The sequence below is a fragment of the Microcystis sp. M_QC_C_20170808_M9Col genome (assembly GCF_007095495.1).
GTDB classification, from domain to species: domain Bacteria; phylum Cyanobacteriota; class Cyanobacteriia; order Cyanobacteriales; family Microcystaceae; genus Microcystis; species Microcystis aeruginosa.
The window spans coordinates 1-19,878 of record NZ_SFBZ01000280.1 but is presented as its reverse complement, the minus strand read 5'-3'; the positions used below and the strand labels follow the sequence as shown (position 1 = coordinate 19,878).

19 protein-coding genes are annotated in these 19,878 nt (G+C 41.3%); 5 read left to right on the top strand and 14 right to left on the bottom strand.

What is annotated here, in order from left to right; genetic code table 11:
* Nucleotides 1–88 precede the first annotated feature (88 nt).
* Nucleotides 89–1,258 (top strand): glycosyltransferase family protein, encoded by a 1,170-nt coding sequence (locus EWV68_RS17740; RefSeq protein ID WP_287170558.1) that lies wholly within the window; start codon nt 89–91, stop codon nt 1,256–1,258.
* Nucleotides 1,259–1,583: 325 nt separating this feature from the next.
* Here EWV68_RS17740 and EWV68_RS17735 read toward each other — a convergent pair whose 3' ends face one another.
* Together EWV68_RS17735 and EWV68_RS17730 are read right to left on the bottom strand one after the other, a co-directional pair.
* Nucleotides 1,584–2,915 carry an AtzE family amidohydrolase gene (locus tag EWV68_RS17735; RefSeq protein ID WP_287170557.1) on the bottom strand — a complete coding sequence of 444 codons (1,332 nt, stop codon included), beginning with the start codon at nt 2,913–2,915 and terminating at the stop codon, nt 1,584–1,586.
* Nucleotides 2,912–3,088, bottom strand: a complete 177-nt coding sequence (locus tag EWV68_RS17730) for a DUF4089 domain-containing protein (protein WP_002740449.1) — start codon at nt 3,086–3,088, stop codon at nt 2,912–2,914. Before EWV68_RS17730 ends, EWV68_RS17735 begins: the two co-directional genes overlap by 4 nt.
* Before the next feature lie 500 nt (nt 3,089–3,588).
* Here EWV68_RS17730 and EWV68_RS17725 point away from each other — a divergent pair, with 500 nt between their 5' ends.
* The 3 genes from EWV68_RS17725 to EWV68_RS17715 all read left to right on the top strand — a co-directional run bounded on the left by EWV68_RS17725 (nt 3,589) and on the right by EWV68_RS17715 (nt 7,551).
* On the top strand, nt 3,589–5,190 hold the full coding sequence (locus EWV68_RS17725; RefSeq protein ID WP_287170556.1) for a B12-binding domain-containing radical SAM protein: 1,602 nt from the start codon (nt 3,589–3,591) through the stop codon (nt 5,188–5,190).
* A gap of 192 nt (nt 5,191–5,382) precedes the next feature.
* A complete protein-coding gene (locus EWV68_RS17720; protein WP_287170555.1) occupies nt 5,383–6,798 on the top strand; it encodes an ABC transporter substrate-binding protein in 1,416 nt (471 codons plus the stop codon).
* 27 nt (nt 6,799–6,825) lie between these two features.
* The gene (locus tag EWV68_RS17715; protein WP_287170554.1) at nt 6,826–7,551 is read left to right on the top strand and encodes a WecB/TagA/CpsF family glycosyltransferase; all 726 of its coding nucleotides are present in this window, start codon (nt 6,826–6,828) and stop codon (nt 7,549–7,551) included.
* A gap of 9 nt (nt 7,552–7,560) precedes the next feature.
* Here the strand turns inward: EWV68_RS17715 and ureG are convergent, their stop codons facing one another.
* The 4 genes from ureG to psbP form a co-directional block, all read right to left on the bottom strand.
* Nucleotides 7,561–8,154: an urease accessory protein UreG gene (ureG, locus tag EWV68_RS17710; RefSeq protein WP_002792251.1), complete on the bottom strand. Its 594-nt coding sequence runs from the start codon at nt 8,152–8,154 to the stop codon at nt 7,561–7,563.
* A gap of 175 nt (nt 8,155–8,329) precedes the next feature.
* Nucleotides 8,330–8,917: a Maf family protein gene (locus tag EWV68_RS17705; protein WP_287170552.1), complete on the bottom strand. Its 588-nt coding sequence runs from the start codon at nt 8,915–8,917 to the stop codon at nt 8,330–8,332.
* 140 nt (nt 8,918–9,057) lie between these two features.
* Complete coding sequence (locus tag EWV68_RS17700) at nt 9,058–9,450, bottom strand: hypothetical protein (protein WP_287170551.1); 393 nt, start codon at nt 9,448–9,450, stop codon at nt 9,058–9,060.
* 517 nt (nt 9,451–9,967) lie between these two features.
* On the bottom strand, nt 9,968–10,516 hold the full coding sequence (gene psbP, locus EWV68_RS17695) for a photosystem II reaction center PsbP (protein ID WP_024969103.1): 549 nt from the start codon (nt 10,514–10,516) through the stop codon (nt 9,968–9,970).
* 62 nt (nt 10,517–10,578) lie between these two features.
* On the opposite strand from psbP, the gene EWV68_RS17690 reads away from it, so the two are divergent.
* A complete protein-coding gene (locus EWV68_RS17690) occupies nt 10,579–11,361 on the top strand; it encodes a tetratricopeptide repeat protein (RefSeq protein ID WP_061430256.1) in 783 nt (260 codons plus the stop codon).
* A 74-nt stretch (nt 11,362–11,435) separates the two neighbouring features.
* Here the strand turns inward: EWV68_RS17690 and psb34 are convergent, their stop codons facing one another.
* The 8 genes from psb34 to EWV68_RS17650 all read right to left on the bottom strand — a co-directional run bounded on the left by psb34 (nt 11,436) and on the right by EWV68_RS17650 (nt 19,765).
* Nucleotides 11,436–11,615, bottom strand: a complete 180-nt coding sequence (psb34, locus tag EWV68_RS17685; RefSeq protein ID WP_002732326.1) for a photosystem II assembly protein Psb34 — start codon at nt 11,613–11,615, stop codon at nt 11,436–11,438.
* A gap of 355 nt (nt 11,616–11,970) precedes the next feature.
* Nucleotides 11,971–13,020, bottom strand: a complete 1,050-nt coding sequence (locus EWV68_RS17680; RefSeq protein WP_287170550.1) for a DNA-methyltransferase — start codon at nt 13,018–13,020, stop codon at nt 11,971–11,973.
* Between the two features lie 230 nt (nt 13,021–13,250).
* Nucleotides 13,251–14,261: a tryptophan--tRNA ligase gene (trpS, locus tag EWV68_RS17675; RefSeq protein ID WP_149978872.1), complete on the bottom strand. Its 1,011-nt coding sequence runs from the start codon at nt 14,259–14,261 to the stop codon at nt 13,251–13,253.
* 60 nt (nt 14,262–14,321) lie between these two features.
* On the bottom strand, nt 14,322–15,635 hold the full coding sequence (locus tag EWV68_RS17670) for a dolichyl-phosphate-mannose--protein mannosyltransferase (protein WP_061430254.1): 1,314 nt from the start codon (nt 15,633–15,635) through the stop codon (nt 14,322–14,324).
* 22 nt (nt 15,636–15,657) lie between these two features.
* Nucleotides 15,658–16,278, bottom strand: coding sequence for a Uma2 family endonuclease (locus tag EWV68_RS17665; RefSeq protein WP_159290654.1), 621 nt, complete (start codon nt 16,276–16,278; stop codon nt 15,658–15,660).
* A gap of 34 nt (nt 16,279–16,312) precedes the next feature.
* Nucleotides 16,313–18,361 (bottom strand): DNA phosphorothioation-associated putative methyltransferase, encoded by a 2,049-nt coding sequence (locus EWV68_RS17660; RefSeq protein ID WP_287170549.1) that lies wholly within the window; start codon nt 18,359–18,361, stop codon nt 16,313–16,315.
* Nucleotides 18,362–18,404: 43 nt separating this feature from the next.
* On the bottom strand, nt 18,405–19,184 hold the full coding sequence (locus tag EWV68_RS17655) for a photosystem II electron transport protein, Sll1252 family (protein ID WP_061430251.1): 780 nt from the start codon (nt 19,182–19,184) through the stop codon (nt 18,405–18,407).
* A gap of 71 nt (nt 19,185–19,255) precedes the next feature.
* Nucleotides 19,256–19,765 (bottom strand): hypothetical protein, encoded by a 510-nt coding sequence (locus EWV68_RS17650; protein WP_002759013.1) that lies wholly within the window; start codon nt 19,763–19,765, stop codon nt 19,256–19,258.
* Between the last annotated feature and the right edge of the window lie 113 nt (nt 19,766–19,878).

Here is a 19,878-nt window from a genome sequence, read left to right as displayed (position 1 = left end):
CTACTGAGTCGAGAAATCGAGTTAAATTCGAGAAACTAAGACTCTATCACCTATCGCCCCTATTTTTCCTCGATCTTGGAGAAAAAGAGTGTCACAAGCTACTCCATCCCTACAATCTAATCTCAAACAATGGCTACGGGCCAGCGCACCTTCCCTATTTCAAATTAAACAGCGTTTGAGCGCCCGTCGTTGGCCGAAAAAATCGATCGTTATTTACACAGAAAAATATCGTCCCATGCGTCCGGCGGAAATTTGGCAACGGGGGGCCAGTGGCACCCAGGCATCGGTGGCTTTTTTAGCGCAGGAATGGACGAAACGCGGCTATAAAGTGACGATTTTCGGCAATTGTGAGGGTATGGAAGGGGAACAGGACGGTATTCGCTATGTTAATTATTACCACATGAATTGGCAGGATCACTTTGAGACATTGGTGATCTCTCGTCATCCCACCTATTGCCGTCCGGGTACCAAGGCAGAACGAATTTTTTTTGATTGGCAAGATATTAAAGTGCCGGCAGACTCCTATACCCCGGAAATTTTGGCTAGATATGACAAAATTTTCTGTAAAAGCCAATATCAACGGGATTTACTGGATTTCTGTGCCGATAATCAATGTCCGATTGTTCCTAATGGTATCGATACTTCCCTTTTGGCTATAAGTGAGACAGTGCCAGAAAGTGAGTATATTCCCTATCGTCTAGTCTATGCCTCTCGTTATTATCGCGGCCTAGAGTCGATGTTAAAGCATGGCTGGCCGATTATCAAGGCGGCAATTCCCGCAGCCGAGTTACATCTCTACTATGGTTTTACTAAACGGGATGGCAGTGGCGATCGCAAGGAATGGCGCGATAATTTAATCGCTTTGATTAAAGCTAGTCCGGGGGTAGTTGATCGCGGAATGATGGGTTATCGTCAACTAATCGAGGAAAAAGCTCGCTCTGCTATTCATTACTACGGTTGCACCTATCGTGAGATCGATTGTATTTCTGTGCGCGAGTCAGCAGTGGTAGGCTGTCTGCCGGTGGTGACGGATTTTGCTGTTTTTCGAGAAAAGGACTACTGTGTGAAAGTGCCGGGGGAAGTAACCGATCCGGCTACTCAGGAAGCTATAGCCTGGAAAATCGTCGAATTACTGAAAAATCCCCAGCTTTTAGCCCAAGAGCGCGAAAGATGTCGTCAAATTGCCCTAACTGACACTTGGGAGCGCTCGGCCGCCGCTTGGTTAGATGTGATTGAAAAGGAGTCTCCGAGCCAGTAGATTGTTTACTTAGGGTTTGCTGAAAAAGTAGGGGCGAAGCATTCGGATAGAAAATCTACGGTTTCAGCGATAGGTTATTGCCCGAATGCTTCGCCCCTACAGATATTATTTGAAGACCTACCAGGACGCCAGCCGCTCAAGATGCAAGGTTTTTGAGCCACTAGCTTGAAAATCTTGCAGCTGCTTCGCCAAACATTCCCTCAAACCCCTTACCTCGTCTATATTTCACATTTATTCAGCCAACCCTACTCAGACTATAAAAGTAACATTTTCGCTTATAAGTGCCTAAATTAGGGATTTTAAGAGGAAGTAAGCCCTTGAAATCTCACTTGTGCGGGATATCTATGAGCATTTCTTCTAAAACCCTGGCTACCCTTAGGATTAAGTCTTCGCGATCGGGTGCGGCGATGATTTGTAAACCTAAAGGTAGCCTGGATGAACGTTTAATCGGCAAAGAAAGGGCTGGTAAACCGATAAAAGAAAAAGGTTGGGTGAATCTGCCTAAATTAGGTCTAATTAATAGCTCTTGCCCGTCAATAATCATTTTTTCTACTCCTAACGGTGGCGCAATACAGGGAATCGTCGGGGTGAGAATAATATCGACTTCGCTGAAAATCTCTCGCAGACGATCGCGATACCAACGGCGAAAACGTTGAGCCTGTAAATACCAGCTAGAGGGAATTAATGCCCCTGCCAAGAAGCGATCCCGGGTTGCGGGGTCAAAATCCTCTAATCTGGTCTGTAAACGCGGTAAATGCCAATTTGCTCCTTCTGCAGCGGTAATTATATAGGCGGCTGCCCTGGCGCGGACGGTTTCGGGAATGGTGATTTTTTGGCTCACCCCTAAACGTTCGGCGATCGCTATCACCGACTCGATTACTTCTGGTTCGGCTCCCTGCTGAAAATAATCGTCGGCAAGGGCTATTTTTACGCCCTCTAAGCCATTTAAAGGGGCTTTAAGGTTATTTTTGGCAAAAAGACTCCAAATAGCCGCCATATCCGCCACATTGCCGCTAAAAAATCCCGGATGATCCAAACTACTAACGAACAAAAATAGGCCCTGACGGGATACGCGCCCAAAGGTGGGTTTTAGCCCCACTACGCCACAACAAGCGGCGGGAACCCTCACGGAACCATTAGTATCGGAACCGAGGGCGAGAGGCACTAAATTAGCGGCAACGGCAGCGGCGGAACCGCCGGAGGATCCCCCCGAGACGCGACTAGGATCGCGGGGGTTGGGAGTGGCCCCATAATGGGCATTTTCGGTGACAAAACCGTAGGCGTACTCATCCATATTGGTCGCCCCCACCAAAACTGCCCCGGCTGCTTCTAGGGTTTGTATAGCGATCGCATCTTGTCCGGCGGCAGGGTGATCTCGATTGATTTTGGAACCGGCAAGGGTGACAATACCCTCGATATCAAAGAGATTTTTGACGGCGAAGGGGACTCCTGCTAAGACACCGACGGGTTCCCCATTGGCGATCGCTAGATCGATTTTTTGGGCTTGAGCGAGCGCTCTAGGGTGTAAAATGTCGGTAAAGCAATTTAAATGGCGATTTTTCGCCTCTATCTCCGCTAAAGTCTGGCTAATAACTTCTAAGGCGCTAGTTTGACGATTTTGGATCGATCGAGCTAAATTGCTCACAGAAATAGTCATGGTTCAAAGCTGAGGGCGCTTTCCCCGTCATCCTCTAAGGGAAATTCTGTCACTAAACTGGCGATTTCTTGCAAGCGTTGCCAGTTTTCAACCACAGAATTTAAATAGCGATCGGGAATGGTTAAATCTAGGATTTTCGCCATGATTATAACGTATTCTTCTGGGTTATTCATAGATTTCGTTCCGGCTGGGGTGAAGGAGATAAAGAGTTGCTTGAAAGCAGCGCTCAGGAATAAAATCGACACCTAGTTAAGCTGTGAAAATTGCTAGGATATAAGAGAAAATCTCCTGTAAATACAATAGCTATCCCTAGGGAGGAAGTATAACTTAAATTTGTTCTTGACCACCGACTCCCTAGGATCATAACCTTAGATATGATCCTAGAACTGTATATTGAGATATTTTCCTCCCCTTCACCCCCCGATTAAATTAAACTTATAAGTAGGGAGGCACAATTATTTGTAGGATGGGTTAGCAGTAGCGTAACCCATGCGGGCGTTGGGTTTCATTCTTCAACCCAACCTACGTTCATCTTATATTTAATTCCACCCACCTACTTATATGACCAAAAACAAGAGGTAACAAGCCTCCCCTTTCAAGAGAATGAAAATTAAAAGCTACTAAAGACTGCTGGTAGTCACTGATAACTGATAACTGATAACTGATAACTGAAATGACCATCTTACAAGACGAAAAACTCCTCTTTACTCCCGCAATACCCCACAGTGATGCCATTAGAACTATTTTTGCCTTTCCTAATCAGTATTCTGTGGGTATAACCAGTTTAGGTTATCAAATTGTTTGGGCAACTTTAGCCCTGCGATCGGATATACAAGTTAGTCGTTTATTTACGGATTTTCAAGAATCTTTACCCCGTTATCCCGAATTAGTCGGCTTTTCCTTTTCTTGGGAATTAGACTATGTTAATATCCTCTCGCTGTTAGAATCTTTAGAAATTCCTTGTCACAGTCATCAACGGCAAGATAGGCAAGCGATAATTTTCGGAGGTGGGCCAGTTTTAACCGCTAATCCCGAACCTTTTGCCGCTTTTTTTGATGTAATTTTATTGGGAGATGGTGAAAACTTAATTGCTGATTTTATTAATGCCTATCAAGAGGTGAGAAACGCCGATCGACCGACCAAACTCCGTCATTTAGCCCAGGTTCCGGGGGTGTATGTTCCTAGTTTATATACCGTTAATTATGATAGTCCCGATGGCGAAATTACGGCAATTCTGCCCATAGATAATAATGTTCCTACCTTTGTTAGTAAACAAACCTATCGCAGTAATACCCTTTCTGCTTCTACGGTGGTAACAAAACAAGCGGCATGGGAGAATATTTATATGGTAGAGGTGGTGCGAAGTTGTCCAGAAATGTGCCGTTTTTGTTTAGCTAGTTATCTAACTTTACCCTTTCGTACCGCTAGTTTAGAATCTTTAATTCCCGCCATTGAAAAAGGTTTAAAAGTGACTGATCGCCTGGGTTTATTAGGTGCTTCCGTCAGCCAACATCCTGAATTTGACACCTTACTCGATTATCTTTTTCAACCACAATTTGAGGGAGTTAGACTCTCGATCGCTTCAGTTAGAACTAATACTGTCACGGAAAAATTAGCCAGAATTTTATCCCAAAGAGACACCAAATCAATTACTATTGCCGTAGAAAGTGGTTCCGATCGCTTGCGGGAAATTATCAACAAAAAGTTAGCCAATGATGAAATTATCCAAGCTGCTATTAATGCTAAAGCGGGCGGTTTAAAAGGGATAAAACTCTATGGTATGGTGGGAATACCGGGAGAAGAAACCGAAGATATTGCGGCGACTGTGGAAATGTTAATAGCCTTAAAAAAAGCCGCCTCTGGACTGCGAATCTCTTTCGGTTGCAGCACCTTTGTGCCTAAATCCCATACTCCTTTTCAGTGGTTTGGAGTTAATAAAATGGCCGAAAAAAGATTAAAATATCTAGAGAAACAATTAGGTAAACAGGGCATAGAATTTCGACCAGAGAGTTATAATTGGTCAGTGATTCAAGCCCTATTATCTAGAGGTGATCGCCGCTTAACCTCCCTATTAGAATTAACCCGTGGCTACGGTGATTCTTTAGGCAGTTATAAACGGGCTTTTAAGGAACTAAAAGGACAAATTCCCCCTCTAGATTATTATGTTCATCAACAATGGCGTTTAGAACAGGTTTTACCCTGGAGTCATTTACACGGTCCTTTATCCTCAAATGTTTTGGTAAAACATTTAGAAGATTCCCAAACAAAAAGGTAAAGTATGGCTAATAAGCTAAGACGCATTTCAACAATGTCTTGACTATCAGACCCCAAATGAGGTATTCTATCAAGGTAGATCGGATATTGGTGCAATTCAGACTTGAATTAGCATATTAAAAACAAAAAAATGTTACTTTTATTAACTATAAATCTCGATTAAACCATTAATTTAATCTTAGTTGATCAACCCATGAGCAAGAAAAATGAGACCGTTACCCTGCTTTTAGCCTTGGTGATTACCCTAGTATTTTTTGGGGCTGGTGGTTGGTGGTTATACAATCGTTTTCAAGGAAAAAATAACCCAACCAATCTTTCCGAAATCGAGAAAATATCACCCAGGCAAAAATCGGTATCGGCACAGGCAAAATTTAGTCAAGGGGAAAAATTATTAATAGTTGAAGGGGCTTCTTCTGACAAACAAGCCGCCATACAGGCGATCGGAAAAGGAGACTTTCAGCAAGCAGTTTACCTCCTAGAAAAATCCCTGCGAGCTAATCAAAATGATCCGGAAGCTCTCATCTACTTAAATAACGCCCGTATTGGTCAAGCTAAGTCCCATAGTATCGCCGTTTCCGTGCCAATTGGTAGCAATGTCAACACCGCCCTAGAAGTTTTACGAGGAGTTGCCCAATCTCAAAATCAAATCAATCAAACCGGAGGAATTAATGGCACTCCTTTAAAAGTTCTCATTGCTGATGATGCTGATAGTCCCGAAATTGCCGCTCAAATTGCCCAAAAATTAGCGGCTGACAACAGCATTTTAGGAGTAGTAGGACACACTAGCAGTGACACCTCTTTAGCGGCGGCGGCTATCTATCAAAAAGCAGGATTAGTAATGATTTCCCCCATCAGTACCTCAGTTAAACTCTCCAATTTTGGTGACTATATCTTTCGTTCTGTTCCCAGTGATTTTGTGGCGGCACGGGCATTAGCCGAATCTAGCTTGCAAAAAATTCCTAACGTCAAGGCAGTGGTATTTTTTAACTCCCAAAGTAATTATAGTCAATCCCTAAAATCTGAATTTATCACCGCTTTAGGATTAGGAGGAGGTCAAGTGGTGAGTGAATTTGATCTATCTTCCCTCACTTTTACCCCTTCTAAAAGCCTCCAACAAGCTCAACAGGAGGGAGCAAATCTAATCGCCCTTCTTGGGGATAGTGGTACCCTAGATAAGGCTTTGCAGGTGGTTCAAATCAATGGCCAAAAATTACCGATTGTGGCGGGTGATGACGTTTATAGCCCCAAAACTCTGGATGTAGGCGGAAAAAACGCCCTGGGCATGATTGTCGCTGTCGCTTGGCATTTAGGGGCTAATCCGAACAGTCCTTTTGTGAATAAATCCCGCCAATTGTGGCAAGGAGACGTAAATTGGCGCACTGCCACCGCCTATGACGCTACCCAGGCTTTAATCGCTGGCATTAAGGCAGAATCTAGCCGCGAGGGAGTTCAACAGGCGTTAAGAAGCAGTGATTTTTCTGTTCCCGGGGCGACTAATCCAGTGCGATTTTTACCGTCTGGCGATCGCAATCAATCCGTGCAATTAGTGGTAGTTAAACCCGGTTCTCGTTCTAGTTTTGGGGTGGATTTTGTGCCAATTTCTCGATAAAATGACAACTAAATCAAGATGACTTATATGTTAGAAACTCCCCCCAAATATTCTGTTCTTGGTTTACCAGTTCATCTCCTCGATAACTACAGTCGTTGGTTAATCGATCGCCTCTATCAAGGTTTTGGTTCCCACGTTGTCACTCTTAATGCAGAAATGGCAATGTTAGGGGAAAATGATGCCAAAGTAGCCCAAGTTATTCGGGAAGCAGATTTAGTTATTCCCGACGGCGCCGGGATTGTCATCTACTTAAAATTAAGGGGTAAAAAACAACCCCGCTGCCCCGGTATTGAATTATCAGAATCCTTAATTACTGAGTTAGGAATGCAGGGAGAAAGTTTTCCTATTGCTTTTTTTGGTGGTAAACCGGGGATTACTGAACAAGCGGCAAGTAATTGGCAAAAAAAGATACCTAATATCCGTATTCTGGCTAACCACGGTTATCTATCCTCCCAGGAAATGTCCGATTGGATCGAGGTATTAAAAGATCAACAACCGCGGTTAATTTTAGTTGGTTTGGGAGTACCCCGACAAGAATATTGGATTAGGGAACATCGATATCTCTGTCCCCAAGCTATCTGGGTAGGTGTGGGGGGCAGTTTTGATATCTGGTCCGGGACAAAAATCCGCGCCCCTCGCTTTTTCTGTGACAATAATTTAGAGTGGTTGTATCGACTCTATCAGGAACCTTGGCGCTGGAAAAGAATGTTAGCTTTACCTAAGTTTTTCTGGCGCTCTCTTTTTTATTCCTAGCAAGAGTTATTATAAATTCTTTTCGATAAAGGCAATCACTCGCTCTAATCCTTCCCGTGTTTTCAAGTTGGTGAAGATAAAGGGTTTATCCCCGCGCATCTTTTTGGCATCTCTATCCATCACTCCTAAATCTGCCCCCACCATCGGGGCTAAATCTATTTTATTAATTACCAATAAATCCGATTTGGTGATACCGGGTCCCCCCTTGCGAGGGATTTTATCTCCGGCTGCCACGTCAATCACATAGATGGTTAAATCTACTAATTCGGGGCTAAAGGTTGCCGCTAAATTGTCGCCACCACTTTCCAGAAAAATTAACTTTAAGTTAGCAAATTTTCTCTCTAACTGTTCAATGGCAACTAAGTTAATTGAGGCATCCTCGCGAATAGCTGTATGGGGACATCCTCCCGTTTCTACTCCTAAAATTCTTTCCGGGGCTAAAGCTTGCGATCGCACTAAAAATTGGGCATCTTCTTGAGTATAAATGTCATTGGTGACTACGGCGATCGGATATTGATCCCGCAAATTTTTACACAGGGCATCGAGCAGGGCTGTTTTTCCTGAACCCACCGGACCGGCAATTCCCACGCGCAAGCAAGACATAGTTTTTTCGGGAAAAAGTGAAAAGGAAAGGGTTAAAAATTTTGCGGCTATCCGATAGAAAAAAGAGGGGTTCGCAGGGCGACACGGATTCCCATTATAATAAAAGGTTAACGCAAATCTGAGAATTTGTCAAGTCTTTTTGTCAATAAATTTGGGGAAATCATCGACAAAAAGATCACCAAAAGTCAGTGATTTGGTAGCCAAAATCCGTTAACATCTGCCTAAATAGGGGCAAACTTAAACCGATAACATTACTGTGACATCCCTCTAGTCTTTCCACGAATAGACCCCCCTTTCCTTCTAGGGCAAAACAGCCAGCACATTTGAGGGGTTCTTCGGTGTCAACGTAGGCAATAATTGTTTGATCGCTGATATTGGCAAAGTGAACTTTAGTGATCCCACAACGAGTCAAAGTTTGATGATTAACTCGATCGATTAAAGCATGACCTGTATAGAGTGTACCCACCTGACCGCGCATTTTTTGCCAACGCTCGATCGCTTCTGATTTATCCTTGGGTTTGCCATAGACTTCCCCCGCTACTTCTAAGACGGAATCGCAACCAAGAATCAATCCTGTATCAAATTTAGGGGCGATCGTTTGCGCTTTACATTGGGCTAAAGTTTGGACAAGATGGAGAGTATCATCAGCATTAATTGTCGATTCATCAAAGTTACTTACCCGCACAATCGGATCGATTCCCACCATTTGTAATAGTTTTTTGCGCGCAGGAGAAGCGGAAGCAAGAATCAAGGGAATGGACATAGTTTTTTCAGTAAAAAGAGATAGGAGATAGGAGATAGTTAGGTAGGGTGGGTTAGGCAATGACAAATTATTAGACTTAATTATCAATTTATCTATTTGCCGTAACCCACCATCAGTTATCAGTTTTTTAGCTATTTCTGCTAGGAATTGGCAGGATTTTCGGGGGGTAAATAACGATCTAAAATCTCAACCATGCGTGATTTTCTTTCTTCAATTTTGTCAAATCGATTGTAAAAATCTGACTGAACCTCATAAAAATCCGACATCGATCGAGTTAATTGTCCTAGCAGTTGATAAAGTCCCCGTCTATCTTTTTCCCATTCTTTTTTAGACTCAGCAAGACTATTAGTTAACGCTTCGATCGATTTGGCGTTAGAATTAGCGATCGCTCTAGTTTCTTTTAATCCCTGATTGGTTTCCTGTAATCCTAATCTAATCTCCTGTAATCCTAATTTAATCTCCTGTAGTCCTGTTAGGGTATTTTCAGCAAGAGATTCGAGTCTATCTAGTCTATTTTCTTCCGAGTTACTCATATTCAGTTACCGGTTATCAGTTATCAGTTATCAGTTATCAGTTATCAGTTATCAGTTATCAGTTACCAGTTATCAGTTATCAGTTATCAGTTACCGGTTATCAGTTATCAGTTATCAGTTCCCCACTGATTACTGATTACTCATTCAGTAAGTAATCTCAATTAATTGTTAGATAGTGGGACAGGCTTCTGGTTCTTTGTCTGTTATCTTTAATTGTAAACCGGCTACCTAGTTGATGATAGGTGGTGCGTTACGACGGATTTTTACCTTTAAGTCAAAACAGGAATTTTTGCCGTCTAACGCACCTACATTTTACTATTGCCTATTGCCAGTGGTGCGTTACGACGGATTTTTACCTTTAAGTCAAAACAGGAATTTTTGCCGTCTAACGCACCCTACATTTTACTATTGCCTGTTGCCAGTGGTGCGTTACGACGGATTGTTACCTTGAAGTCAAAACAGGAATTTTTGCCGTCTAACGCACCCTACATTTTACTATTGCCTGTTGCCAGTTTCCCTAACTAACCGAGAAAGAATCAACGATAGTTTCAAAGAGTTCTTGAATTTGCGTCCAACGTTTTTGGGAAGTGGAAAGATTAAAAGAATAGAGTTTATTATTATTAACCGTGACGCTGGCCAGATTATGACGTTCTTGGCCGTTGGCTAATTTAACTTGATATTCGAGGATATAGTAATCTTTGCCGTCGATTTGATGGGATTCTGAGCGAATTAATTCTACTTCCTTATCGAGATTGGGGTTAAGACTGTTATTTTTCAGGAGACGATAGCCCACTTCCGAGGGTGTCCCTAAATCTGTTAAGGTTTTATTGTCGGGGATGGGATTGATAATAACGCTTAAATTTTCGCTCGTTTCGATCAGGTCATGAAAAACCACATCTACTCCTGCAACCTTTTTCACATCCACCTGCGTCCAACCCTTAGGATATAAAAATTGATAGCCTTGGCTGCCACTGGTGTATCCTTGCAGTCCAGCGATGGGAGTTGCACAACCGGTTAAGAGGAGGGTGGTAATTAGGAGGAAAGTCGCCAAAAGAGATTTAATCATGATATTTTGACCTGTGAGTAGGGCTGTTTAATTTTACCTTGAATTGTTTAGGTGAACGGATTATGAAAATTAAGAAAAAATTGACAATTATTATGGCTATAGCCACTTTTTTACTGACTATCTCTCCCCTAAGCGCTCAAACTACCGCTAACCCCGTGAAAGCTGTAGAATTTTATAATCGGGGGGTGGATCGTTTAACCGCAGGGGATTACTCAGGGGCGATCGCAGATTTTACTCAAGCTCTACAATTAGAACCGAAGGATGCCGATGCTTACTATAATCGCGGCTATGCGGAATTAGTTCTCGGCCAGTACGAGCGAGCGATCGCAGATTATACCCAGGCCTTGACAATCAACTCTAATTATGTTAATGCTCTCGGTAATCGTTGTTATGCCTATTATCTGACGAAAAAATACGAGGCAGCGGTGGAAGATTGCACAAAAGCGATCGCTTTAAACGGAAATTTTGCTGATTTCTTTATTTATCGCGGTAATGCTAAGGATGACTTGGGAAGACACCTAGAAGCGATCGAGGATTACACAAAAGCTTTGAGTTTACAGGGAACTAGAGGACAGGATCGCATTTTCTATAATCGCGCCCTGTCCTATAACCGAGCCGGACAGCAGGAAATGGCTTTAAGGGACTATAATGAGAGTCTGAAAATCAATGCTAATTTTGCCGAAGCGTACCACAATCGGGGTTTGACCTATTATAAATTGGGAAACAGGGAAAAAGCGATCGCTGATTTAGAGGAGGCGGCCCGTCTAGCGTTATCTCAGGGTAAACAGGGGACTGCGGCTAAGTCTCAGTCAGCAGTGGCATTAATTCAGGGTCAAAAGCCTTAAAATAGGGAGTAGTTGTGATATTAGCGGTAAAGAGGAGTGAAAGAGGCTAAATCGCAACTACGAGGGACTAAATTTTAGCCAGCTTGAGATGCGTAAAAAGCGACGGCTAACAGTCCACCGACAAGTGTGATCGCAGCAACGCCCCAGAAAAGATAATTACGTTGTTGCGATTTAGTCGGGGGATCCGCTTGATAAACTTTCGGTTCGGCGGCGAAATTATTTAAGCGTCCACCTTCTTCGTTTGTATAAGGCATAATCAAAACCTCAAATATGTCAATTTTTCAGGAAAAAAATCCTCTTATTATAATACTACAACATATTAGTAACCGAGTCGGGGATGTGGGAAATTCTCACGGGGATAACAATTCTTAGTCTGGGGGTAACTGCCGGACTCTGCTACTTTTATTGGCGATCGCATTGCCAAGGATTGCAACTGCGAAAACAAGTTAAAAAAAGTCAATCATACTAAATCCGTTTTTAAGTAGTTGGACAAAAGTAAAGTTAACTGTGGGGTAAGGAGTCGGTCGTCGGTCGTCGGTCGTCAGTAAGAATTGCGGCAATTTACATTTCTTAAGATAGACAACAGAATTTATGTCCGACTACTTAATACTAGAATAATGAGCCTTGAATATAAGTATTGCTTCTTTCTTTTTTAAATCTTTTAAATCTCTCTGCAGCTATCTCGCAATAGTCTGGTCGAATTTCAAAACCCACAAAAATTCTTCCTAATCCCAAGGCCGCTATTCCTGTAGAACAAGAACCAGCAAAGGGATCAAGAATTATTTCTACGGGGTTAGATGAAGCTTGTATAATTCTCTCGACAATTGCTAAAGGAAATTGTGCGGGATGTCCAGTTCTTTCCTTAGAACTGCGCGTTTCTCCTGTAGTGACTTTAGGAACTTCCCACACATCAGAAGGATTTTTACCGAGGGGATTACAACGATATTTACCATTCTTCTTTTGATTGGGATACTTAACGTTAGGGTCACGAATATTATCTAAGTTAAAAGTATATTCTTGGCAATTTTTGAGATAAAAAAGCCATTTTTCATTGCGAGGACTAAGACGATTTTTTGTAGAAACACCTGCCCCATATTTCCAGACAATTTCTTGTAAAAGATAAAAGGGAGACTTATCCCAAATAAGATAGGGAATCGGAACACATAATCCCTTTTCTGGTACTTCTAAATAACCAACATTTAGCCACAAAGCGCCGTTATCTTGAGTAATCTGATAAATTTGCCGCAGCCAATTAGCACACCAATCAACATAGTCATTGATTGAAAGAACTCGTTCATATTCTTTGCCAATATTATAAGGTGGTGATGTAACAGTGAGGTCAATTTTTATGTCACTATGAGATAGCTTAGACAAAAAGTCTGTGGCATCTCCTTGATAAAGAATAAAGCCATTGTCCGAGTAAAAAGGTTGACCAAGATGACTAACCAGAATTTCTTTAAGAAAATTAAATTTGTTGGCTCTATCTTTTTCTAACTCTGGAGAAAATGGCTGTAGTAAGGAGGAAGGAGCAATCTGAGTTGATTGATGATCAACAATTCCCTCTGCTAGATAAGAGTTTTGTTCCTTGCTGGCAATTGGACGAGACTCATCTTCCCTAGACGATAGTTTTTTTTGTTTCCGCTGGGACTGTACAACCATAATCTCAAAGGTAAGTATTTTGATAGTTTTAATTATGCCCTTATTTTACCAAAATATCACTGGAGTTGTGCTTAATTTAATAACTTTTGTAATCATTCTCCTTCCCTTACCCTGGATGGGGGGTAAAACCCCACCAAGAGCTAAAGATTGAGTGATAAAGTAGCGAGTTTTCCTTGAAAAATCTCAACTGAGTAGATTGGATAATTATCAGATGCACCCGAAAATTATCCCTAAAATGGTGGTAAATAACCCATGGCATTTTTGACTCGATCAAGAGTTTGATTGGCCACCGCTTCTGCTTTGAGACGACCTTGTCGTAAAACTGTGGCTAAATAATCTTTATCCTCTCTAATTTGAGCGTATTTTTCCTGAATAGGTTTCAGAGATTCTATGGTAACTTCTGTTAACATCGGTTTAAATTGTCCCCAACCTAAATCGGCACATTCTCCCGCGACTACCTCTTTACTTTTTCCCGATAAAATGCTATAGAGAGTTAATAAATTATGGCATTCGGGACGTTCTGGATCATCGAAAGTTAAACCCTTAACTAGATCGGTTTTACAGCGTTTAATTTTCTTGGCAATGACATCGGGACTATCGAGAATATTAATCCGACTCATCTCGGAAGGATCGGATTTAGACATTTTATTCCGGCCATCGGTTAAACTCATCACCCGCGCTCCTTCCTTGCGGATCATCGGATCGGGAAGTTTTAAAATTGGTTGTTTCGGTTGCCCAAAAAGATGATTAATTCTAACGGCTATATCGCGGGTTAATTCTAAATGTTGTTTTTGATCTTCTCCCACGGGTACTTTATCGGCATCGTAGAGTAGGATATCGGCGGCCATTAGCACGGGATAATCGAGTAAACCTGTGCCAACATTTTCCCCCTGTTTAATCGCTTTTTCCTTAAATTGAATCATATCGGTTAACCAATTTAAAGGGGTGATACAATTCAATAACCAAGTTAATTCTGTATGAGCTTTAACGTGAGATTGGACAAAGATAGTCGCATATTCTAAATCAATTCCGCAGGCTAAATATAAAGCGGCAATTGCTAAAGTATCCTCCGCAAGAGTGGCGGGATTATGGGGAACGGTGATCGCGTGTAAATCGACCACACAAAAGAAATTATCGTAGTCTTTTTGTCCCTCCACCCAATTGCGGATCGCACCGAGATAATTGCCTAAATGTAAATTGCCGGTTGGTTGCACACCAGATAAGATTCTTTGTTTACCCATAACTCCTGCGATCGCTTTTTTCATGATTTTATTGTATCAGTTTTTGCCGCTAATTTCATCCTAAATCCAATTGGGAAAAATCATTCTCAGATAATAATCCCGCACTGACAGGGGAATGCCTAAATAAATTGGTAGCCAATGGATAAAAGCAAAAATTATCAAAATTATGAGTGAGCGCGAGCAATTTTTATAAATAGGACTGGAACTTTCTAAACCATCGGCTAAGAGCCAAGCTAGGGCAATCAAAGTGAAGCTATAGGCAGCCATATAATGATAGAGAAAGGTACAGCGACTAATTTTTAACCAGGGCAGCAGATTGGCAATATAGTTACAGATAAGATAGGCAGAAATTACTCGCTCTTTTCGGTTAAATAATCGACTAAAAACTACTAGAATTGCTCCGGTAGAAAACCACCATAAAAACGGATTTCCCATAGCGTGAACATCATAAATTTTATCGCCTACTCTCTTAAAATAATAAGCCACAGGTCGCCCCATTACTAACCAACTATACCAGGGAGAACAATAGGGATGAACATCAGATTGATTACCTTTTATTCTCTGATGAAATGACCAAATTTCTTGATGTACTTGCCAAAAATTATATTGATGGTTGACGAGAAGATGCGGTATCCACAGCAAACTATAGGTGACTAGGGGAAAGACAATTAAGGCGATAAAAATGTACTCTAATCTCAGGTTAGTTGCCTTTGTCCAAAGATGATCTTTTGACTGCTCTTGCTTGAATAATTTTATTAACCAAGCAATAGCGATAAAAATAAATATTCCCAGTAAAAATCCTAAGCCATTCCATTTAATATTTGCCGCTAAACCAAAACAAACCCCCGATAATAATAGCCAATTGAGTTTCTGATTTTTCTGGAGTGCTAATAAAAAAAATAATTGTCCAGACAAACCGAATAAAATTAAGTAAATATTATTGAGAGCATAGCGGGATTCCACCAGAAATAATCCGTCTAAACTAGCGAGAAAAGTTGTGATTAAAAATACAGTTTTTCTCTGGGTTAATTGATAAGCAATTGCGCCAATAATTAGGGGAATAAAAGAACCAGTGAAAGCATTTAACCAGCGATAACTAAAAGTTGAGCGCAGGGAACCTGTTAAATTATTAATGGTTTCAGGATCGGCAGGAAAATGGGAACCAATCCAGATACTAATAGCAATTAAATATTGACTTAACGGTGGATGAGACTGGAAAAATTCTTTACCGATTAGATATTCATTGCCGTATTTAGCATAATAAACTTCATCGAAAACAAGAGTATTAAATTGACTGAGATTCCAGAATCTTATCGCCAGAGAAAATAAAAATATTGCTAGGATAGATAGGTTAAATTTGACTTGAGAATTCACGGCAAGATAATAGTTATTATAACTAGGAATTTTCTGGTAAACGCGAGCGAAATTCTTTGACAGCAAGACGGGGATTAGGATGGTTGACATATTCGGCTAATAATTCTAAATTTAAATCCGGTAATAAAGCACTTTTAGGGATTAAAATATATTCGCCATTCTCTTGCAAAGAATAGATTTTTAACTGATTATCTTGCCAAAACCAAACCTCTTGAGTTCCCAATCTTTTATAAACTTCCAAGACTTTCAGGCTGCCACTGGTTAAGATTATTTCTATCGCCAAATCAGGAAACTCTTTTTCTGTAAATAAACAAAAACATTTGTCAGGTTCTTTCCCCGCTTCTTTTTCCTGTTTTCGCAACGTGGTGGAACCTAATCCCCAGAAATCAATTTCAGCATATTCTAAATAAGCTTCCACTAATCTACCAATATCTTCTTTGCTAACTTCGTGACGACGACTAGGAGCCATAATTTCTACCATTCCATCTAAGTAAGTAATGCGATAACTGGAACTATCTTCTAAATGTTTTAAGAGGGTTTCGTACTGTTGCCAATTAACCCCAGAAATTAACATTCTTTGTTCAGGATCATTAGCTTTTAACTCGAAATCTTCTAATCCTTGTAACCGAATCGTAGTCATCATACAATTAATTACCTCGTCTATTTTACTTAATTACTCAGGAAGACTTATTTTGATTTCTTCTGGCGTTAATTTTAGTGCGTAAAATCCTCACTTTATAGGGATCAGCATCTTTTCTCCACAGGATCTGATAGCCTTTGATTGTAGCACAATTCTCCTCTAAACATTTTTGCCAACCCTGTAAACGTTCGATCGCTTTTCTATCTTCTAACAATCCCCAATCCTTTTCTAATTGAGTTAAGCGAACCAATTTATCATAGTTAGGATAATCCGCCGTTACTAAAAGCTCTTTTTCGTGTAGAATTGGCGGATTAGGACTATCCCGGTAATCGCGAAAACTAAAATCAGCCGAACCTAAATATACATCCATGCTAGTGGCTAAAATCGGATGTATTTCTGTATCGAAATTGGGGTAATAGAGATAGGAAATTTTGGGTTGACGAAAGGATAAACGAACAACGTTAGCATTTTCTAACCGTCCGATAGTTTGACTAGCACAACCTTCATATAAGCGTAATAACATCGGTAATTTTTCCAGAATGCTAATATGAATAGTTAGGGAATAACGGGAAAGTTTGCCTAGAGAACTATTTTCACAAGTACGAGCGATTGCTGGCAAATTTCCCGCACTTATTAACACTTCTTCCGCTAAAGCGCAAGCATTGCGATAACTGCCAAATAAAGCTTTAAAATCGGCACGGGTAGCGGGGGATAATTCCCGTACTTTCGGACAGTGGCTAAATTGACTTAAAGCTAAATAAAGTAAAAGATCGGCGCGTCTTTTATCGGCAATTATCTCCCATTCTTCCGCTTCTGTTACTTGTAAAATCACTTGAAAAGCGCGTCTAAAAGTGCCAAATTCTGCCTTAATTTCCTCCTCTTGTAATAATTCTCCCGCAACGGGTAAACGTCCCTGCTGGGTGTAAAATTCCATCAGGGGAGTTAATAAATCTTCGTAATCTTCAAAGCGTTTGAGATGGGTTTTAATTTTAGGAGTGGTAGTGCGGGAACGCCATCTGGATAAACGAAAAGCTTCCGCTTTCTCTTCCTCTCGAAAAACTAGATAAACTCCCAAAGTTATCGGAATAGAATCAACCCCCAAAGTGTTATCAATATACTGTTTTAGTTCTTCCTGTTGATAGTATTTTTGAAAGGTATTACGACGGGTTATAATTCCATCTTCATAAGCCATTAAACCCCGTTCGCTATCATCAATTAGAATCTGTGCTGAAACAATTAAAACTTGACGGGTTAGTTGCCAAGCTTTTAATAAGGCTTCCTGCCGTTCTTCGGCGGATTCAATAACATTAATTACATAGCCTAAATTAACAATATCAGATTCACTTAAAGGACTATCGGGACGATAATAAGGATCCCAACCTTCACTTTGATAACCCTGTTCAGCTAGGCGTTCTATATCACCTCCATAACCACAACCGTAATCAAAAAAAGTGGTTTCAGGAAGGAATAATCCCGCCGCTAATGCTAATCTTGTCGGACGAGAAAGGGTTTTGCGAACAAGAGCGGCTTTGTGGCGATCAATTATTATCGATTTTTCCCTTTGTCCCTCTAGATTACAAACTAAATAATCTCCTGCAAAATCAAGGTTATGCTTTCTTAAAAGCCGTTGCCATTCCTGTTTAGTACCGATGGGATAAGAACTATTTAAAAGTCCTAAAGCACTCTCGATTTTTGTGAGATGCTCGAATTCTTCATAAAGGGGATAGTCCCTAGTCACAAAAGTTTCTTTTCGGTGTAAAATGGGCGGATTATCGGCATTTTGATAATTCCATTCACTTAAGATTAATGTCCCCATATCTACCACTAAACTTTTAGTTAAAGCTGGGTGAGGTTCCCGATCAAAATCGGGATAAAAAAGATAAGATATTTTCGGTTTATCGGTGCTAAATTTAATTATTGTTGCCTCAGATAAATGCTGATTAATTCTTGCTTGTTGTTCGTAATTCTGGAGGATAGTATCCAGTTGATGTAATGCTTCTCGATGAACATAAAGCGCCCCCGGTAATAGTTTACCGATGGGACTAACTTGACACAGTTGCACGATTACGGCGAAATTATCAGCCATGGCAATTAATCTGTCTAATCACAAATTCTAGAGACAGAAAAAACTAAATAAATCTAGTTAAATGAACCCGATAGCGCTCTTTTTTTGTCACAGTAACCTCACCCACTTCTAGACGACCTTTTCCCCGAAAAGAAATCAAATCACCGGTTTTAACGTTATAACTAGATTGACTGATATCTTTCCAGTTAACTCGCACATCCCCGGCGCTAATTGCTTCGGCCATTTTACTGCGAGAAATGCCAAACCCCGCCGAGGCGATCGCATCTAAACGTAAGGAAGCTTCCACGGTATTAATTTCTTTTTTTTGCGGTGGTCTAACTTTTAATTCCGTCAAAGGAATCGGGCTAGTTTTCACGGGAACTGAACGCACTTGTAGTAAATTAGCACATAAAAAATCTGCCAATTCAGGCACTACAATCGCCTGCGCTCCTCGCTCACCTAAAACGATTATATCGCCGACTTTTTCCCGGACGATACCCGTCCCCAACATCGCCCCTAAAAAATCCCGGTGGTTAGCGGTATCAAAAAGAAAATTACCGGCAATATCAAGGGCAGATAGGGGAATATCTGTTACTGTCAAAGGTAGATCAACTCTAGCAATACCGAGGCGCTGTCTTTCTGCTTGGGGATAACCGCCCCATTTTTGCATTGACACATCGGTTAAACGCTGAAAAACCCGTTCTACTTCCGCTAAAACCGCGGGAGAAAGAAAGTCTGTCACCGTCACTTCCCAAGTCTTGATCGCTTGTTCGGCTTTATCAATAACTTTCGCTATCTCCTCGCGGTTTTCAACACCCTTTAGTAATTCTTCTCTTGGTGACATTGTTTTCTGGTAATTAATCAAAAATTCTTAGGAAAAAATCAAATGACCGATAACTTATTCCCGATAACCGTTCACTGTTCTAGGGCGTATCCTTGCAGATTTTCGGGGTTAAATTGACGCAGGATAAGAGTCGCTTGATTTTTCAAGTTTTCGGAACCCTGCACGATAATAATATATTTTCCCGCACCGAGACGATTGCGATAGGGAAGTGCATCGCCACTGCCGGACGATAAACCCACGCCACCACCGACGAAAATACTGCCCATCGCCCCCCCAATCGCCCCAGCAATGCCGCCAACAATATGATTCCCCGGTTCTCCGGCCCAATCAAAGGTATGCAATCCCGTAATCAGGTTAAAAAGGTAGCCACCGGCAAAACCGAAGGGAATTAGCCAAAAAGCCATGAGAGTAGCCCGTTTTTTGGCTTGTTGAAAGGGATCGATCAAACCGAACTCATCGGCACTTTTATAGCCGCGACCGAGAATGGTCACTTGAGATTGGGGAATTCCCGCTTTTTCGAGGGCAACGGCAGCTTCTTCTGCTTCTATGCGATCAGCTAACACGGCAATGAGATAATTCATCGAAAATTTGGGTCTGAAACCCCGCCGTTTTACGGCGGCTTTGCTGTTAAATATTAGCACATTTACGAAATATATGCTAAAATATGAGACATGGAAAAAGCCTATTCTTACCG

Excerpts from the sequence above, each read along its gene's own strand:
- EWV68_RS17735 (WP_287170557.1), bottom strand. The coding sequence starts at position 2,915 with ATGACTATTTCTGTGAGCAATTTAGCTCGATCGATCCAAAATCGTCAA.
- EWV68_RS17730 (WP_002740449.1), bottom strand. The coding sequence starts at position 3,088 with ATGAATAACCCAGAAGAATACGTTATAATCATGGCGAAAATCCTAGAT.
- EWV68_RS17725 (WP_287170556.1), top strand. The coding sequence starts at position 3,589 with ATGACCATCTTACAAGACGAAAAACTCCTCTTTACTCCCGCAATACCC.
- EWV68_RS17720 (WP_287170555.1), top strand. The coding sequence starts at position 5,383 with ATGAGCAAGAAAAATGAGACCGTTACCCTGCTTTTAGCCTTGGTGATT.
- EWV68_RS17715 (WP_287170554.1), top strand. The coding sequence starts at position 6,826 with ATGTTAGAAACTCCCCCCAAATATTCTGTTCTTGGTTTACCAGTTCAT.
- ureG (WP_002792251.1), bottom strand. The coding sequence starts at position 8,154 with ATGTCTTGCTTGCGCGTGGGAATTGCCGGTCCGGTGGGTTCAGGAAAA.
- EWV68_RS17705 (WP_287170552.1), bottom strand. The coding sequence starts at position 8,917 with ATGTCCATTCCCTTGATTCTTGCTTCCGCTTCTCCTGCGCGCAAAAAA.
- EWV68_RS17700 (WP_287170551.1), bottom strand. The coding sequence starts at position 9,450 with ATGAGTAACTCGGAAGAAAATAGACTAGATAGACTCGAATCTCTTGCT.
- psbP (WP_024969103.1), bottom strand. The coding sequence starts at position 10,516 with ATGATTAAATCTCTTTTGGCGACTTTCCTCCTAATTACCACCCTCCTC.
- EWV68_RS17690 (WP_061430256.1), top strand. The coding sequence starts at position 10,579 with ATGAAAATTAAGAAAAAATTGACAATTATTATGGCTATAGCCACTTTT.
- psb34 (WP_002732326.1), bottom strand. The coding sequence starts at position 11,615 with ATGCCTTATACAAACGAAGAAGGTGGACGCTTAAATAATTTCGCCGCC.
- EWV68_RS17680 (WP_287170550.1), bottom strand. The coding sequence starts at position 13,020 with ATGGTTGTACAGTCCCAGCGGAAACAAAAAAAACTATCGTCTAGGGAA.
- trpS (WP_149978872.1), bottom strand. The coding sequence starts at position 14,261 with ATGGGTAAACAAAGAATCTTATCTGGTGTGCAACCAACCGGCAATTTA.
- EWV68_RS17665 (WP_159290654.1), bottom strand. The coding sequence starts at position 16,278 with ATGATGACTACGATTCGGTTACAAGGATTAGAAGATTTCGAGTTAAAA.
- EWV68_RS17660 (WP_287170549.1), bottom strand. The coding sequence starts at position 18,361 with ATGGCTGATAATTTCGCCGTAATCGTGCAACTGTGTCAAGTTAGTCCC.
- EWV68_RS17655 (WP_061430251.1), bottom strand. The coding sequence starts at position 19,184 with ATGTCACCAAGAGAAGAATTACTAAAGGGTGTTGAAAACCGCGAGGAG.
- EWV68_RS17650 (WP_002759013.1), bottom strand. The coding sequence starts at position 19,765 with ATGAATTATCTCATTGCCGTGTTAGCTGATCGCATAGAAGCAGAAGAA.